The 16,573-nt window shown below is 47.6% G+C and carries 13 protein-coding genes; 9 read left to right on the plus strand and 4 right to left on the minus strand.

Annotation, left to right across the window (positions count from 1 at the left end):
- Positions 1-142 precede the first annotated feature (142 nt).
- The gene (locus tag SHD_RS18665; RefSeq protein ID WP_023268557.1) at positions 143-817 is read right to left on the minus strand and encodes a Fe2+-dependent dioxygenase; all 675 of its coding nucleotides are present in this window, start codon (positions 815-817) and stop codon (positions 143-145) included.
- Between the two features lie 75 nt (positions 818-892).
- Positions 893-3,088, minus strand: coding sequence for a TonB-dependent receptor (locus tag SHD_RS18670; RefSeq protein WP_039978686.1), 2,196 nt, complete (start codon positions 3,086-3,088; stop codon positions 893-895).
- A gap of 561 nt (positions 3,089-3,649) precedes the next feature.
- On the opposite strand from SHD_RS18670, the gene SHD_RS18675 reads away from it, so the two are divergent.
- Positions 3,650-4,114 carry a chemotaxis protein CheX gene (locus tag SHD_RS18675; RefSeq protein WP_023268559.1) on the plus strand — a complete coding sequence of 155 codons (465 nt, stop codon included), beginning with the start codon at positions 3,650-3,652 and terminating at the stop codon, positions 4,112-4,114.
- A 165-nt stretch (positions 4,115-4,279) separates the two neighbouring features.
- Here SHD_RS18675 and alr read toward each other — a convergent pair whose 3' ends face one another.
- Both alr and dnaB read right to left on the minus strand, forming a co-directional pair.
- On the minus strand, positions 4,280-5,356 hold the full coding sequence (gene alr / locus SHD_RS18680) for an alanine racemase (protein ID WP_023268560.1): 1,077 nt from the start codon (positions 5,354-5,356) through the stop codon (positions 4,280-4,282).
- Positions 5,357-5,431: 75 nt separating this feature from the next.
- Positions 5,432-6,838, minus strand: a complete 1,407-nt coding sequence (dnaB, locus tag SHD_RS18685) for a replicative DNA helicase (protein ID WP_023268561.1) — start codon at positions 6,836-6,838, stop codon at positions 5,432-5,434.
- Positions 6,839-6,963: 125 nt separating this feature from the next.
- Here dnaB and SHD_RS18690 point away from each other — a divergent pair, with 125 nt between their 5' ends.
- The 8 genes from SHD_RS18690 (at position 6,964) to hydF (ending at position 16,516) form a co-directional block, all read left to right on the plus strand.
- The gene (locus tag SHD_RS18690; protein ID WP_023268562.1) at positions 6,964-9,162 is read left to right on the plus strand and encodes a S46 family peptidase; all 2,199 of its coding nucleotides are present in this window, start codon (positions 6,964-6,966) and stop codon (positions 9,160-9,162) included.
- Between the two features lie 638 nt (positions 9,163-9,800).
- Positions 9,801-11,033, plus strand: a complete 1,233-nt coding sequence (hydA, locus tag SHD_RS18695; RefSeq protein ID WP_023268563.1) for an iron hydrogenase large subunit HydA — start codon at positions 9,801-9,803, stop codon at positions 11,031-11,033.
- Between the two features lie 12 nt (positions 11,034-11,045).
- Positions 11,046-11,366 carry an iron hydrogenase small subunit HydB gene (gene hydB / locus SHD_RS18700; RefSeq protein ID WP_023268564.1) on the plus strand — a complete coding sequence of 107 codons (321 nt, stop codon included), beginning with the start codon at positions 11,046-11,048 and terminating at the stop codon, positions 11,364-11,366.
- 13 nt (positions 11,367-11,379) lie between these two features.
- The gene (locus SHD_RS18705; protein WP_023268565.1) at positions 11,380-12,063 is read left to right on the plus strand and encodes a cytochrome b/b6 domain-containing protein; all 684 of its coding nucleotides are present in this window, start codon (positions 11,380-11,382) and stop codon (positions 12,061-12,063) included.
- A gap of 70 nt (positions 12,064-12,133) precedes the next feature.
- Positions 12,134-13,573: a [FeFe] hydrogenase H-cluster radical SAM maturase HydG gene (hydG, locus tag SHD_RS18710; RefSeq protein ID WP_023268566.1), complete on the plus strand. Its 1,440-nt coding sequence runs from the start codon at positions 12,134-12,136 to the stop codon at positions 13,571-13,573.
- Positions 13,574-14,212, plus strand: coding sequence for a hypothetical protein (locus tag SHD_RS18715; RefSeq protein WP_023268567.1), 639 nt, complete (start codon positions 13,574-13,576; stop codon positions 14,210-14,212). It abuts the gene before it with no gap.
- Positions 14,212-15,291: a [FeFe] hydrogenase H-cluster radical SAM maturase HydE gene (hydE, locus tag SHD_RS18720; RefSeq protein WP_023268568.1), complete on the plus strand. Its 1,080-nt coding sequence runs from the start codon at positions 14,212-14,214 to the stop codon at positions 15,289-15,291. The genes SHD_RS18715 and hydE overlap by 1 nt, the downstream gene beginning before the upstream one ends.
- Positions 15,275-16,516: a [FeFe] hydrogenase H-cluster maturation GTPase HydF gene (gene hydF / locus SHD_RS18725; protein ID WP_023268569.1), complete on the plus strand. Its 1,242-nt coding sequence runs from the start codon at positions 15,275-15,277 to the stop codon at positions 16,514-16,516. The genes hydE and hydF overlap by 17 nt, the downstream gene beginning before the upstream one ends.
- The last annotated feature ends 57 nt before the right edge of the window (positions 16,517-16,573 follow it).

Below are 16,573 nucleotides of genomic sequence, written 5' to 3' on the forward strand. Positions count from 1 at the left end.
AATGCTGCGCCGGCGTAAAAATACAAAAACAGTAAACGAGTTAACGTTTACTGTTTTGTTGCCCCTCAGAGCTGGCGGGATTATACCCTAAACCACCTGCTTTGGGGAGATGAAGCAAGGAGAGAAGCTAGGCTCTGTATCACTACAACTCGCTCCAACGTCTGAGCAAGTTATGGTAAACCCCCGTCAGATTAAACAACTCTTGTTCTGGCGCGGCCTGCGCCGTCAACGCTTGAATCGATTGATCGAGTTGAAATAGCAAACGGCGCTGCCCCTCATCGCGCACCATGCTCTGCAGCCACATAAACGCAGCGGTGCGTTCACCCGAGGTAACAGGAGTAACCTGATGCAGACTTGTCGAGGGATACAACACCAATGAGCCCGCCGCAAGCTTTATGCTTTGCTGACCATAGGTATCTTGGATCACCAGCTCACCACCTTGATAAGTGTCTGGTTCGCTTAAAAATAAGGTGGCTGATAGATCGGTGCGCACCATGCCTTCGCTGGTCGAGCGAATCGCATTATCGATATGATAACCAAAGGTTTCGCCACCTTGATAACGATTAAACAGAGGAGGATAAAACTGTAATGGCAGGGCCGCCGACACAAATAAAGGGTGGGCCAACAAGCGTGCCATGATCAGCTCACCGATTTGCAGTGCGACAGGGTCATCTTTGTCTAACTGCTGGTTACGCTTGCGGGTACTCGCCATTACGCCCGAGGTCTGATTGCCATCAATCCAAGTGCGGGCATCGAGCTGTTCCCTTAGCTGAATGACTTCTTCTTTAGAAAAAACATTCGGAATTTCAATAAGCATTTCAACATCCTATTGGAATAGCATAAACATCAAAGGCAGCCCTAGGGCTGCCATTCAGATCTCGATTAATACGGCTTAGAAGTGCATATCGGCACTTAACATCACTAAGCGGCCAGGGGCCATATTAGCAAAGTGCGCGGTGTACGCTTTATCGTAATAACGCTCATCCGTTAGATTTTGCACATTCAGGCGTAAGGTCAAGAATTCACTCATTTTATAAGATGAAGTCAAATCAAAACGCCAGTAGGATGGAATCGATAACGTGTTAGCCGTATCACCATAAACCTTACCCATGTAGTACGCGCCCGTACCGACTGTAAAATCCTCAGTCACATCGTACGTCGTGAATAAACTTAAGCTATTTTTAGCGGTATTAGGGAAGCGGTTACCATTTTGGGCGACGTTATAACCATTGCTTTCCAGCGTCGCATCCAAATAGGTATAACCACCAAAACCGTGCCAATGTTCAGTAAAGTCACCGGAGAAACCGAGCTCGAAACCTTTCACCTTTTGCTCGCCAACGTTTTCCTGTGGCGAGTTACGATCACCAGAGGTCGCAACCCGAGCGTTGTTTTTCTCGATTTGGAATACAGAACCATTCAGAGATAAACGTCCGGCAAAGAAGTCCCACTTAGTGCCTAACTCATAGCTCTCCGTATCTTCTGGTTCTAGATCGGCGTTGGTACTGCCGAGGCGATCCGCGCCATCACCATTTGAGGTCCCCGGAGGGTTAGAAGAAGTGCCCCACGCGGCATAAATACTGCCATTTTCAGCGGGCTTATAAAGAACCGATAATTGATAGTTAAAGAAATCGGTATCGTTGCTGAATTGAGAGGTCGAATTCTCAGCACTGGTGCTGTAATCGTCCCAACGGATCCCGGCATTCACCATCCACGCTTCGGTTAACTCAATGGTGTTAAAGGCATAAAGCGAGCGAGTATCGGTTTCTGTAACTGTCGCATCGGTACCGAGGGTGATAGTACCAACCCAAGGATCGTGCGGATTTGGATTATCCAGCAGCGTACAGTTGTAGTTATCAAGCATTGCCTGATTACAACCCGCGTTGCGGCCATTGCCCGTATCGACGGTGTAACTCAAATTGCTGGTACGTTCGTTACTGAGTTCAGTACCGACGGCAAAACGGTTAGTCATTCCCGCAAGTTTTGCTTCACCCGAGAGTTGCAATTGAGTCGCTAAGGTCTTTGTGACCGAATGGCGCGACTTAGTGTTTCGCCAAACATAACCATTAGCCACGTTACCCGTGGTGTCGTCTGGGTTAGTCACAATATAGTAATTGCTGTTACGGCTATAGATAGAAGTCGAAGTGAACTGCATATCGTTGTTAAAATCATGGCTGATCAACACCGACGCCGTATCATCCATAGTGTCGCGAAAATCCCGCGATAACAAACCGTAGAAGTTATCAGGGTCGACATCCGCAGGTTGACCCGTTGCCTGATCGTAGGGAATACCATAATCAGGAATATCATGATTTTCAAAGTGATAATATTCGAGTGTCACTTTGGTTGGCGTCGTTAAACCAAAGGTCACCGAAGGCGCTACACCCCAACGATTACCCGTGACTTCATCACGCCCCGGAGTATCGGCATCATGGGCCATCATGTTAATACGGACCGCAGCCTCATCGGCAATCACATGGTTGACATCGACACTGGCGCGTTTAAGTGAATCCGTTCCGACAGCAACATCGGCATTAATAAAGTCATCGGACTGGGCTTTTTTGGTCACAATATTGATGCTACCGCCAACAGCGCCACGACCGTTATAGACAGAGCTTGGGCCTTTCAGGACTTCGATTTGTTCAATGTTAAAGGTTTCGCGGCTTTGTGAACCCACATTGCGCATACCATTGATAAAGGTTGAAGATTGTGCATCGTAACCACGGATAAAAGGCCTATCACCATAGGGGTTACCGCCTTCACCTGTACCTAAGGTGATACCAGGTGTTGCACGCAGCGCATCGGTAAAACTCTGAGCGCCCATATCCTTGATGAGATCTTGATTGATTACGGTAACAGTTTTAGCGGTATTAAGCAGATCTTCGGTAAATTTACCCGATTGCACTTTACGGCTGTTATAACCTAAGTACTCACCGTTAACTTCAATATGTTCAACTTTCTTATCAACGGCTTGAGACTGAGATTCAGTCGCCATAGCAGGCGCGGCTGAAACCGCCATACCTATGGTTAACGAACCTAAAACATGGGCACCGAGTATGACTCGGCCATTGCGGCGTTTTGCAAATTTCATCAAAAGCATTCCTGTTGCGGAGTAAACTCTGTAACAGATGTCCCCCATCTGTTAATCGCCGCTAATATATGTAAATTTAATTTTGTGATCAATAATTATTATCATTTACATTATAATTTAATGTAAATCACATTTTATGACACTATGTGTTGCTAGGTGGTTGTAGAGGAGATATTTTCAAACCGATAATAGTTTACTGCATAAGCAATTGTAAAAATTACCATTTATGCTTTTTAGTCTTAAGGGAATGTAGAAATTTTAGTTTATTGAGTTTTGCGGTATGGTAATCCGTATCATCAATCTTTAGTTGGAAACCCACTCAATAGCTGGATAAAGTTAGCATCCAAAAACGTGAGCCTTGTTTATTGTTTGTCGAGTCTCACATATGCAAAGATTTTTACGATAAACAACAAGAAAATCGTGAAATTAACCTCACATTTCCATTTGTGTCATCTAAGCTGATAGAGTGTGATTAAGATTGCTGTGGTTGAGCCACTTTTCGACTACCCTTAATTACGTGGTGACCATAAGGCTTAAGTTCATAAGAGGACACACTAAAGCATGAACGTCAATTTTATTAATCCTTTTTTGCAGTCGCTGCTCAATGTCATTTCGACCATGGCCAGCTTAGAGCTCACGCCTGGTAAACCTCAGATCAAAACTGATAATCTAGCTAAAGGTGATGTGTCAGGTTTGATTGGTATGGTTGGGCCACAAACCAAAGGCTCACTTTCAATTACGTTTGAGCAAAAATTAGTACTGCAAATTATGCAAAATATGCTGGGTGAAAATCCCGGTAAAATAAATGAAGAAGTGACAGATTTGGTAGGCGAAATCACCAATATGGTTACAGGTGGCGCTAAAAATCTTTTAGGACAAAAGGGTTATGAGTTCGAAATGGCAACCCCTATGGTGGTATCTGGCCAAGGGCATACCATATCCCACAAAGCCAATGGCACTAAAATCATTATGCCTTTTACCAGCTCACATGGAACGGCCTATATCGAAGTGTGTTTTGAAAGTTAGCAATAAAATGTCTGAGTAAATTAGAATACCAATTCTGGTTTTATGATGTCTAAACTGCTTTGCATTATTGAGTTTTTCTATCGCATAACAGGCAAAAGATAAATTTTATAAAACTGACACAACGAAAACGGCGCCGGAGCGCCGTTTTTTATTTATTTTAGTCACTTATGCTAAGCACACCGCTACCCTTGGGGTAAGTTTAGTCACTAACTCATAGGCGATGGTGCCAATGTGCTCTGCCACTTCCTCAACGGGCAAGGCGGCACCCCAAAGCAGGGCTTCATCGCCCACAAGATCTGTCGCATCAGCGCCTAAATCGACGGTTAGCATATCCATAGATACGCGACCAACGATCGGCACTCGGCGACCATTCACCCACACAGGCGTGCCTTCGGGCGCATTACGTGGATAACCATCACCATAGCCAATAGCCACAACACCAAGGCGAGTATCTTGTTTCGCCGTCCAATAACAACCATAGCCAACGGGTTGTCCCGCCTTGTGATCGCGCACGGCAATCAAACGCGAAACTAAGTTCATCGCCGGGATCAGACCATGATTGGCACCGCAATCCCCTGTTACAGGAGACACACCATAGAGTGCAATCCCTGGACGGATCCAGTCCCCTTGGCTCTTGGGCCAATAGAGTGCACCCGCAGAATTCGCTAGAGTTCTAAATCCAGGCAAATCTGCGGTTAACTGGTTAAAGGTTTGCATTTGCACTTGAGTATAATGATTTTCAGGCTCATCGGCACAGGCAAAATGAGTCATCAAATGGATGGGCTTGGCGACATTGTCACAGGCGGTCAAACGTGCGTACACCTGTGCAAATTGCTCAGGCGTCACGCCTAACCGATGCATACCAGAATCCACTTTCAACCATACAGTGACAGGTTTTGATAGCGTCGCCTGCTCTAACATTTCAATTTGCGACTCGTGGTGTACCACAGTATCGATATCGTGCTCCACCAGCAAAGGTAAATCAGTGCTGCGAAAGAAGCCTTCAAGTAATAACAGGCGCGCTTTTACGCCACCAGCGCGTAGTTCTAAGGCTTCTTCTAATCGGGCCAAGCCAAAGCCATCGGCATTATTTAAACAATTGGCGACATTTAATAATCCATGACCATAACCATTGGCTTTCACCACTGCCATCACTTGGCTGCGACTCGCCTGTTGACGCAAGACGGCGAGATTGTTCTGCAGTGCACTACTGCTAATTTCTGCTCGGGGAAAAGGTTTCAAAATTTGCCTTGTCTATTTGGAAAGTCAGGAAATAAAAAGAATACATAAGCAGTGCTTAGCTTCTAACACTAGAAATTAATCTTCTTCAAACTGCGGGCCTGCGTAGTTATCAAAACGGGAAAACTGGCCTTGGAAGGTCAAGCGCACACGTCCAATGGGGCCGTTACGCTGTTTACCAATAATGATTTCTGCCGTGCCCTTATCGGGAGAATCGTTGTTATACACCTCATCACGGTAAATAAACATGATGAGGTCCGCATCCTGCTCAATAGAACCGGATTCACGTAAGTCCGAGTTTACAGGACGCTTATCAGCACGTTGTTCGAGCGAGCGGTTAAGCTGGGAAAGTGCAATCACGGGGATCTCCAACTCTTTCGCCAATGCCTTGAGAGAGCGTGAGATTTCGGCAATTTCGAGTGTACGGTTGTCCGATAATGCCGGCACTTGCATCAACTGCAAGTAGTCGACCATGATCATCGATAAGCCACCATGTTCACGGGCAATACGGCGGGCACGGCTGCGCACTTCGGTCGGAGTTAGGCCTGAGCCGTCGTCGATATACATCTTGCCCTGCTCGAGCATGATCCCCATGGTCGAGGATACCCGCGCCCAATCCTCATCATCGAGTTGTCCAGTACGGATTTTTGTTTGATCGACGCGCCCTAGAGAAGCCAACATACGCATCATAATCTGTTCAGAGGGCATCTCGAGACTGAAAATCAGCACTGGCTTGTCTTCATTCATTGCAGCCTGTTCACACAGGTTCATCGCGAAGGTAGTTTTACCCATAGAAGGACGCGCCGCGACGATAATCAAGTCGCCGGATTGGAAGCCAGCAGTCATTCGGTCGAGATCTGTAAACCCACTCGACACCCCAGTCACACCGTTGTGGGGGTTGTTGTAGAGCTGCTCAATCTTATCGACGGTTTTTTCGAGAATGGTTTTAATGCCTTCAGGACCTTCATTAGCATTGGTACGCTGCTCGGCAATTTTAAAGACTTTACTCTCGGCTAAATCGAGCAAGGCGCTGGAGTCACGCCCTTCGGGATTGTAACCCGCATCGGCAATCTCATGGGCGACACGGATCATCTCCCGCACCACAGCGCGCTCACGCACGATCTCAGCGTAGGAAACAATGTTACCCGCGCTCGGGGTGTTTTTGGCAATCTCGCCTAAATAGGCAAAGCCACCCGCTTCTTCGAGTTGGTTTTCCACTTCAAGCTGTTCAGAAACCGTAATTAAGTCGATGGGTTGACCACTTTCGACTAAACGGTGCATGGCCGCAAAAATCATGCGGTGGGAGCGGGAATAAAAATCCTCTTTCACCACAGTCTCGGCCACTTTATCCCAAGCGTCGGCGTCTAACATCAGGCCACCTAAGACCGATTGTTCAGCCTCTATCGAATGCGGCGGCAGCTTTAAGCTATCGACCTGCACATCTGTCGGCTTATTCTTAGGTTTAAACGCACCTTGTTGTGACATTAACACTCCCGATTTCCAACAACTTAACAAAATATGATATAAAACCCGCGTCAAGCAAACAGGTGGTTTACATTCGCCTGTTACCTCATTCCAACGGACACTCTAACTAAAAATAAGGAAAGAACATGCGTATTGCATTGGTTGCAGCCTTAGTACTGACCTCTGGCGTAGCAACAGCCGATGAAGGACAATGGCAACCCTATCAAATGCCTTCAATTGCGGACAAACTCAGCGCACGTGGAATCGATATTCCCGCTGATAAATTAGCCGATCTCACCAGTTACCCTATGAATGCCGTTGTCGGGCTGGGCTATTGTACCGCCAGTTTTGTCTCGCCCCAAGGGCTAGTTGTGACAAACCATCATTGTGCCTACAAGGCGATACAATATAACACTAAGAAAGAACATAACTATCTCGAACAGGGCTTTTTAGCCACCTCGATGGATAAAGAACCGTCGGCAGGTCCAAACGAGCGTTTATACATCACCGAAGCCGTGACCAATGTCACCAGCGATGTCACCAAAGACCTAAGTCAAGATCCGCTCAAACGCTACGAAGACATTGAAAACCACAGCAAAGCCTTGATCAAAAGCTGTGAGGCCGATGATAACTACCGCTGTAACGTTCGCAGCTTCCACAATGGTTTGGAATATTACCTCATCAAGCAATTGATGATCCGCGATGTGCGCTTAGTATACGCGCCACCAGAAAGCGTTGGCGCTTATGGCGGTGATATCGATAACTACGAGTATCCACGCCACTCCGGCGATTTTGCCTTCCTGCGTGCCTATGTAGGTAAAGATGGTAAGCCAGCAGCCTACAGCGAAGATAACATTCCTTACACGCCAAAGAGTTACCTGAAAGTAAACGCCGATGGTGTGAAAGCGGGCGACGGCGTATTTGTGGCGGGTTACCCTGGCACCACTAGCCGTTATAACCTCACCAGCGAGCTTAAATTTGCTAGCGACTGGTTGTATCCCACTCAGGCAAAACGCTATCAATTACAGATTGATACTATAGAAGCCATGGGTCAGGAAGATGCCGATATCGCCATTAAATATGCGGGCAATATGGCGTCGATGGCGAACCGGATGAAGAAACTCAACGGTCTGCTGGCTGGCTTTAAAGCCACGGATATCGTCGGTATTAAGCAGCAACGCGAAGATGATTTTCTGGCTTGGTTAAAGAAAAACCCAACTCTTAATCAAAACCTTATCAGCGAGCTAGAAGTTTTATTGGCCGAGCAGCAACTGCAAACCCAAACCAATTATTACTTCACCAACGCCCAATCGAGCACGCTGCTCACTGCGGCCAATAGCCTTTATCGCTTAGCCAAGGAAAAGCAAAAGAGCGATGCCGAGCGTGAAATCGGTTACCAAGAGCGTGACCTTGCCATGTTCAGCTCGCGCCTGAAGCGTATCGACTCCAGCTTTGACGTTAAAGTCGATAAAACCCTGTGGTTACAGGATTTAAATGCTTATTTATCACAGCCTAATCGCGTTGCTGCTTTAGACAATATGCTGAATCTGGACGATAAAAATGTCAGCCTAGAAGCAAAACTCGATGGCCTATATTCACTCACGACGCTAACCGACCAAGCGCAGCGTCTGGCGTGGATGGATGCCGATGCCAAAGCTTTTGAAACCAGCAGAGATCCTTTTATCCGCCTCGCTGTCGCGTTATATGACACTAATATGGCGCAGGAAAAGGCTGAAAAAATCCTGGCGGGTAAACTGTCTACTGCGCGTCCTGCCTACATGGCTGCCGTTATCGACTACTACAAAGCCAACAACTGGCCAGTGTATCCGGATGCAAACGGCACTCTACGTATCAGCTACGGCATGGTCGATGGTTATCAATCCCGCGATGCGCTGTACAAACAGCCATTTACTCGCCTTGATGGTATTGTAGCCAAGCACACCGGCGTTGAGCCCTATAACGCACCGAAAAAACTGCTCGATGCAATCCATGAGCAGCGTTTTGGCAATCACTTAGTGAAATCTGTCTATCAAGATCCACGCGGCTGGATTTGCCGTCTGTTCTCTTGCTTAGACAAGCCAGAAGAATTTAACTCAGTGCCAGTTAACTTCTTATCGAGTGTGGATACCACGGGGGGTAACTCGGGTTCCCCTGTCTTTAACGGCAAAGGCGAACTTGTCGGTCTTAACTTCGACTCTACCTATGAAGCCATTACCAAGGACTGGTTCTTCAACCCCACCATAACCCGCGCCGTACACGTGGATATCCGTTATATCCTGTGGATGATGGATGAAGTCGACCATGCCGATAATTTAATTAAGGAACTCGATTTAGTGAGAAATTAATATAAAATTAATATTCAGAATTAATTGATAATAAAATTAGCTGATATTAATCCAATTAATTTAATCCACATAAATTAAGCATCTTTTAAAACCGTTCAAAGAATACTCTTTGGACGGTTTTTTATTTTATTCAATTTACTAATTCGTGATCTGTCGCGTGATGTATTAGCGAGTTAAGTTACCAATCTAGCTTAATTAGCATAATTTAAATCAAGAGTTTTTATGGACAATTTGTCCAATCACAAAAACAAAACAAGTGATAACACCCTCATAATGCAATAAATCACACCGCAAGCCTTTAAAATACAACAAATAGTGTTAGGCGACTAGCCACATCAAAATAAGTCATTGTATAAAAACAATAAAACACATAAACACCAATAAAAAAACAAACATAGAAGTCTACTTTTATTTCTAAAAAATTATCAAAAATAGCCAATTAAACCATTAAAAACGTCTGTTTTATCAAAAACAATAAAACTTGATCATTCTCAAGTTTTTTCCGGAACCAATTTCCTATTATCCAGCCGTTTAAAAAGTTACCAATACGCTTTTGCCATAGGCATAAGCTGCTAAATAAATACATTAAATAACACTGAAAATATAATTCAGGTTGAAAATGAGGAACGCGAAATCCTATGACAGCGACAACTTATCAACCGGGAGAAATCCAAGGGCTGATCAAGATAAATGCATCTAAATGCAAAGGATGTGATGCTTGCAAACAGTTCTGCCCAACCCATGCCATTAATGGCGCCTCGGGTGCTGCGCACTCTATTGATGAAGATAAATGCTTAAGCTGCGGCCAATGTTTAATTAACTGCCCGTTTAGTGCCATTGAAGAAACCCATAGCGCCCTTGAAACCGTCATTAAAAAACTCGCCGATAAAAATACTACAGTCGTTGGCATTATCGCCCCGGCGGTGCGGGTCGCAATTGGTGAAGAATTCGGTTTAGGCACGGGCGAACTCGTGACGGGTAAGCTCTATGGTGCGATGAATCAGGCAGGCTTTAAGATTTTCGACTGTAACTTTGCCGCCGATCTCACCATCATGGAAGAAGGCAGTGAGTTTATTCATCGCCTCCATGCCAATGTCAAAGGTGAAGAAAATGCAGGGGCGCTGCCGCAGTTCACCTCCTGCTGCCCAGGTTGGGTGCGCTACCTCGAAACCCGCTATCCAGCGTTACTGCCTAACCTATCCACCGCTAAATCCCCTCAGCAAATGGCAGGAACGGTCGCCAAAACCTATGGCGCTAAGGTGTATCAAATGCAGCCAGAGAATATTTTCACTGTCTCTGTGATGCCTTGTACCTCGAAAAAACTCGAAGCCTCACGCCCCGAATTTAACTCGGCTTGGCAATACCATCAGGAACATGGGGCTAACGCGCCTTCGTACCAAGATATTGATGCCGTGCTGACCACAAGGGAAATGGCTCAATTGCTCAAAATGCTCGATATCGACCTCGCTAATACACCCGAATATCAAGGCGATAGCTTGTTCTCTGAATACACTGGCGCGGGCACTATCTTTGGTACCACAGGTGGCGTGATGGAAGCGGCATTACGTACCGCCCACAAGGTGCTCACTGGCACTGAAATGGCCAAATTAGAATTTGAACCCGTACGCGGGCTAAAAGGCGTCAAATCTGCTTCCGTCAGCCTGTTTGATACTCAGCTCAACCAGAATGTAACCGTCAATGTCGCAGTAGTACACGACATGGGCAACAACATCGAACCCGTGCTACGCGACGTAATGGCTGGCACCTCGCCCTATCACTTTATCGAAGTGATGAACTGCGCTGGCGGTTGTGTCAACGGTGGAGGCCAACCTATTGAAGGTAAAGGCTCTTCTTGGCTTGGTAACATTTAACGGAAAACGGATATGAACAAGAAAAAACACCTATTTGCCGAGGACAGTTTCTTTCTGTCACGCCGTAAGTTTATGGCCGTCGGTGCAGCCTTTGTCGCCGCCTTAGCCATTCCTATTGGTTGGTTTACCAGCAAGCTTGAGCGCCGCAATGAGTACATTAAGGCCAGAAGCCAAGGGTTATATAAGGACGACAGCCTAGCGAAAAAGCGTGTCAGCCACGCCAACCCTGCGGTAGAGAAATACTACAAAGAATTCGGTGGCGAGCCATTAGGACATATGTCTCACGAGCTGCTGCACACCCACTTTGTCGACCGCACTAAATTAAGCTCTTGATTGGAGATGAAAAATGCATCAAGAACATGATATGAGACCCATTTTAAAACATCCGCTAAACGTCAGGATCTTCCACTACATTCTGCTACTGAGCTTTTTGCCGTTAGCCGCGACGGGTTTGTTATTGTTTTTTAAACCGCTTTCCCAAGAAGGTATGCAGCTAACCTATGATGTGCACATCATTGCGGGGATTGTTATGGCCCTCGATGCCGTGGCATTTACCATCATGGCATTCGACCGAGTGGTGCTATTTATCGCCCGCGTGTTCAGCTTCTCCGAGCGTGACGTGAAATGGTTTATGGTGTTAGGGGGTTACCCACAGAAATTCTTACTGGGTAAAAAAGTGCCTATCCCTCCGATGAACAAGTACAACTCTGGCCAGAAGCTCTTTGGTGCCTGCGTACTGATTGGCGGCACAGTGCTTATCCTCTCCGGCTTAGTGCTGTGGCTTATCCCCCACGCTGCGCCGCGGGATATAGTGTGGTTTTTAGGTCAAGCCCATTTAGTCTCAGGCCTAGTGTTAACCGCCTTCTTACCCGTGCATTTATTCCTCGCGGTGTACCGCTTCGATGACTTCAAAGCCATGATGATCCACGGCAATGTGCCCTACCATGATGCCGCCGAGTACACCCCGCTATGGGTCAAAAATGAAATTGCCCCCGTCGCCACAAACGGCGAACAACTGACCAGCAAATAGCAAGGTCTCCTGCGGCAGTTGCTCAACAACTGCCGCATTTCTGCATTCACACTCAAGGGCATAGATAACCATGAGCACACACGAGCATCATTCCATTACCGTCTCTGACTATAATCCCAACGTCAGTTTTATTGACGATCAGGCGATTTGGCAGGCCATTGAAGACGCTAGCAATCCGAATCGCGAGCAAGTCCTCGCCATTCTCGACAAAGCGCGCCAATGCGAAGGCTTAAGCATTCAAGAAACCGCTCTCCTACTGCAAAACCAAGATAAAGCGCTGGATGAAGCACTCTTTGCCGTCGCCCGTGAGATTAAAAACACCATTTACGGCAATCGTATTGTGATGTTTGCGCCGCTGTATGTGTCGAATCATTGCGCCAACAGTTGTAGCTACTGCGGCTTTAATGCCGATAATCATGAGCTAAAACGAAAGACCTTAAAACAGGATGAGATCCGCCAAGAAGTCACGATCCTCGAAGAAATGGGCCACAAACGGATCTTGGCCGTTTATGGCGAGCATCCACGCAACAATGTGCAAGCCATTGTTGAAAGTATTCAAACCATGTACAGCGTTAAGCAGGGCAAGGGTGGCGAAATTCGTCGTATCAACGTCAACTGCGCGCCAATGAGTGTGGAAGACTTTAAACAACTTAAAACCGCGGCGATAGGCACTTATCAATGCTTCCAAGAAACCTATCATCAAGACACCTACAGCCAAGTCCATCTTAAAGGTAAAAAAACCGACTTTTTATACCGCCTCTACGCCATACACAGGGCCATGGAAGCGGGAATCGATGATGTCGGTATCGGCGCCCTCTTTGGCCTGTATGACCATAGATTTGAGCTGCTCGCCATGCTCACCCATGTTCAGCAACTCGAAAAAGACTGTGGCGTTGGCCCGCATACTATCTCCTTCCCGCGGATAGAACCCGCCCATGGCTCCGCTATCAGTGAAAAGCCGCCCTATGAGGTCGATGATGACTGCTTTAAGCGCATTGTAGCCATCACTCGCCTCGCCGTACCTTATACAGGCTTGATTATGAGTACACGGGAGAGCGCTGCGCTGCGTAAAGAGTTGTTAGAACTCGGCGTTTCACAAATCAGTGCAGGCTCACGTACCGCGCCTGGCGGCTATCAAGACAGCAAGCTAAATCAACACGATGCCGAGCAATTTAGCCTTGGCGATCATCGAGCCATGGATGAGATCATCTATGAATTAGTTACGGATTCGGATGCCATCCCCTCTTTCTGTACAGGCTGTTACCGTAAAGGGCGCACTGGCGATCACTTTATGGGATTAGCCAAACAGCAGTTTATTGGCAAGTTCTGCCAGCCGAATGCCTTGATCACCTTTAGGGAATATCTGAACGACTACGCCAGCGATAAAACCCGCGAGGCAGGTAACGCCCTGATAGAGCGAGAGCTCGCCAAAATGAGTCCATCACGGGAACGTAATGTGCGTGGCTGTTTGCAAAAAACCGATGCGGGTGAACGGGATATCTATCTGTAAATGGCACCTTATTTATTTTCTGAGCCCGGCGTGCAGTTGCATTTTGGCCTTAACACTAGCGCCTTACTGAATGCGATAGAGCGCGCTGATGTAATCGTGTTACACGCGGCGATTTACAGTAATTTTGCCGATAATGCCGTGGGGCAGTTGTTATTAAAGCGGCTACAAAACGCCCGCTTAAGGCAACTCACCCTGATTAAACTTGAGCCCACTCGTCTATGGCGGGATGAGTTTGCCACCATCTTAAGACCTGAGATGCCACTGCCGGAAGTGGAACGACTCTATGAAAACTCCCGCCACTGGTGCGCCGAGCTTAAAACGCAGTTTCCTGAGGTCGTCAATCTAGTCTCGACCCAAGCGCTGCCACTGCAACCTATATTGCTGATTGGCGATAGGCTCTTTGTCGGTCATTACGCCCATAGCCATACCACTTCGGCTCAGGGGCTTTGGGTAGAGTTTGATGCTATTGCTTTAGGCCTTGCGCCAAACAGCTTAATCGATTGGTTTTATTCCGGCGTCACCGCAGAGCAAGACTCTCCGGTGGCAATACCCCTTGGCCGTTACGTGGAAGAATGTCGCCGCGCCGTAGGCGATCTCTGGTATCAAAGTGTGATTGCGCTGGATAAGGAGCGTCACTGATGCATGCCAGCCCTATCCCAATCATTCAGCAAACACCTTCCTGTACGCAACCAAGTTTGCTCAAACCTATAGCGCTCAGTTATGCGCAAATCCTTGAGCTGCTCCAAGGGCAGGACGATGAATGGCTGTTTAGCCGCGCGCAGCTCGCCACTGAGCTCGAATTTCAGCTACAGGTTTATTTACGCGGCATTGTTGAATTTTCGAATCATTGCCGTAACCACTGCCATTACTGTGGACTGCGTAGCGAGAATCGGCAGGTAAAGCGTTATCGGCTCTCGAACGAAGAAATCCTCAGCGCGGTGAATAACATAGCCGCACTCGGCCTCGGCACTGTGGTGCTGCAATCGGGGGATGATTTTAGCTACAGTTGCAAGCGCATCAGTAGCCTTATCAGTGAAATTAAGCAGCGCCATAACCTGGCAATCACCCTCTCCCTTGGCGATCGCAAACATCATGAATTGGAAAACTGGCGTGAGGCGGGTGCCGATCGTTATTTACTCAAGATGGAAACCTTCGACCGCGCCCTCTTTGCTCGCTGTCGCCCTAAAGCCCATTTCGATGAACGAATTGCAAGACTTACTCACCTTAAGTCACTCGGCTTTCAGACAGGTTCCGGCATCATCATCGATTTACCTGGGATGACTGACGCTATCTTAGCCCGCGATATTCAATGCTTAACTGAGCTGCAGCTCGATATGCTGGCCTGCGGCCCTTTTATCGCCCATGCGCAAACTCCATTTGCCACATCGCCCAATGGCAGCGCCCTTAAGAGCCATAGGGTGAGTGCGATTTTGCGACTGATGAATCCTGGAGCAAATATCCCCGCGACCAGCTCCCTCGATGCCCTCGAAAAAGGCGCTCGGGAACAGGCACTAAAGCGAGGTTGCAATGTGATTATGCCCTCCTTCACCCCAACACAAGTGAGTGCCGATTACAGCATTTATCCGGGAAAAAACCAGCAACAACATCCGGCAGCAGAGCGACTTAACCAAGTCTGCCAGCAAATTCAAAGCCATGGGCTACTGCCATCCTTTAGCCGTGGTGATTCAAAAAGGAACCAATATGTGTCAAGGCATTAATCCACAAGAGCATTCCCAAAACCAATCGGCACCACGGGGCATGCGTTACCATATCGCCTTAGTCGGTCGACGCAATGCGGGTAAGTCTTCTCTGCTCAATATGATCGCGGGGCAACAGATCTCCATTGTGTCCGATATTAAGGGCACCACGACGGATGCCGTAGCCAAGGCCTATGAGTTGCAGCCCCTAGGGCCTGTGACCTTTTATGACACTGCCGGTATCGATGATGACGGAGAATTAGGTGCTATGCGGGTGAAGGCAACTCGTAAAGTATTGTTCCGCTCCGATATGGCACTCTTGGTGGTGGATGAACTGGGGCTTTATCCATCGGATATAGCCTTAGTGAACGAAATACAGCAGATGCGAATGCCGATACTGGTGGTATTCAACAAGGCCGACATCTGTACACCTAAAGCCGGGGATATCGCCTTCTGCCAACAGCAATCCTTGCCCTTTATTGTGGTCTCCGCCACCACAGGCCTTGCGGCCAAGACACTTAAACAGCTGATTATCGATTTAGCACCAGCGGAATATAAACAAGAACCTCTGCTAGCGGGCGACCTCTATCAAGCGGGGGACGTTATCCTCTGCGTCGTACCAATCGATATGGCGGCACCTAAAGGACGCTTGATCCTGCCGCAGGTGCAGATCCTTCGGGAAGCATTGGATCGCAGCGCGATCGCAATGGTGGTGAAAGAAACAGAACTCGAAAAGGCATTATCCGTCGTCACCCCCAAACTGGTGATCTCAGATGCTCAGGCGATTAAACAAGTCGCCGCCCTAGTACCAGCATCGATTCCACTCACGACTTTCTCAACCCTATTTGCGCGTTTTAAAGGGGATTTGCCCACCCTTGCCGCAGGCGCTGAGGCGTTAGATAAATTGCAAGTTGGTGATAAAGTGCTCATCGCCGAAGCCTGCAGCCACAATGTACAGGAAGATGATATCGGCCGAGTCAAACTCCCCCGCTGGATAAATAGCTATACGGGTAAACAACTCGAATTTATCGTGACGTCCGGCCACGACTTTCCCGATGATTTAGAGCAATATGCCCTCGCCATCCACTGCGGTGCCTGTATGTTTAATCGTAATGAAATGCTTCGCCGCATCCACGAATGCCAACGGCGCAATGTGCCTATCACTAACTACGGGGTCGCGATTTCAAAGCTACAGGGCGTACTACCACGGGTGCTTACGCCTTTTAACAACAGTCTTCAGCAATAACATATTGAGCCTTAGTGCCAGGCTTAGCTGCGATGAAGTAGCTAAGCCTGTTTAACG

The organism is Shewanella decolorationis S12, from assembly GCF_000485795.1.
Taxonomy (GTDB): Bacteria; Pseudomonadota; Gammaproteobacteria; order Enterobacterales; family Shewanellaceae; genus Shewanella; species Shewanella decolorationis.

Coding starts and splice junctions, on each gene's coding strand:
- hydE (WP_023268568.1), top strand. CDS start 14,212: ATGCATGCCAGCCCTATCCCAATCATTCAGCAAACACCTTCCTGTACG.
- hydF (WP_023268569.1), top strand. CDS start 15,275: ATGTGTCAAGGCATTAATCCACAAGAGCATTCCCAAAACCAATCGGCA.
- SHD_RS18715 (WP_023268567.1), top strand. CDS start 13,574: ATGGCACCTTATTTATTTTCTGAGCCCGGCGTGCAGTTGCATTTTGGC.
- SHD_RS18705 (WP_023268565.1), top strand. CDS start 11,380: ATGCATCAAGAACATGATATGAGACCCATTTTAAAACATCCGCTAAAC.
- SHD_RS18690 (WP_023268562.1), top strand. CDS start 6,964: ATGCGTATTGCATTGGTTGCAGCCTTAGTACTGACCTCTGGCGTAGCA.
- SHD_RS18670 (WP_039978686.1), bottom strand. CDS start 3,088: ATGAAATTTGCAAAACGCCGCAATGGCCGAGTCATACTCGGTGCCCAT.
- dnaB (WP_023268561.1), bottom strand. CDS start 6,838: ATGTCACAACAAGGTGCGTTTAAACCTAAGAATAAGCCGACAGATGTG.
- hydG (WP_023268566.1), top strand. CDS start 12,134: ATGAGCACACACGAGCATCATTCCATTACCGTCTCTGACTATAATCCC.
- hydB (WP_023268564.1), top strand. CDS start 11,046: ATGAACAAGAAAAAACACCTATTTGCCGAGGACAGTTTCTTTCTGTCA.
- hydA (WP_023268563.1), top strand. CDS start 9,801: ATGACAGCGACAACTTATCAACCGGGAGAAATCCAAGGGCTGATCAAG.
- SHD_RS18675 (WP_023268559.1), top strand. CDS start 3,650: ATGAACGTCAATTTTATTAATCCTTTTTTGCAGTCGCTGCTCAATGTC.
- SHD_RS18665 (WP_023268557.1), bottom strand. CDS start 817: ATGCTTATTGAAATTCCGAATGTTTTTTCTAAAGAAGAAGTCATTCAG.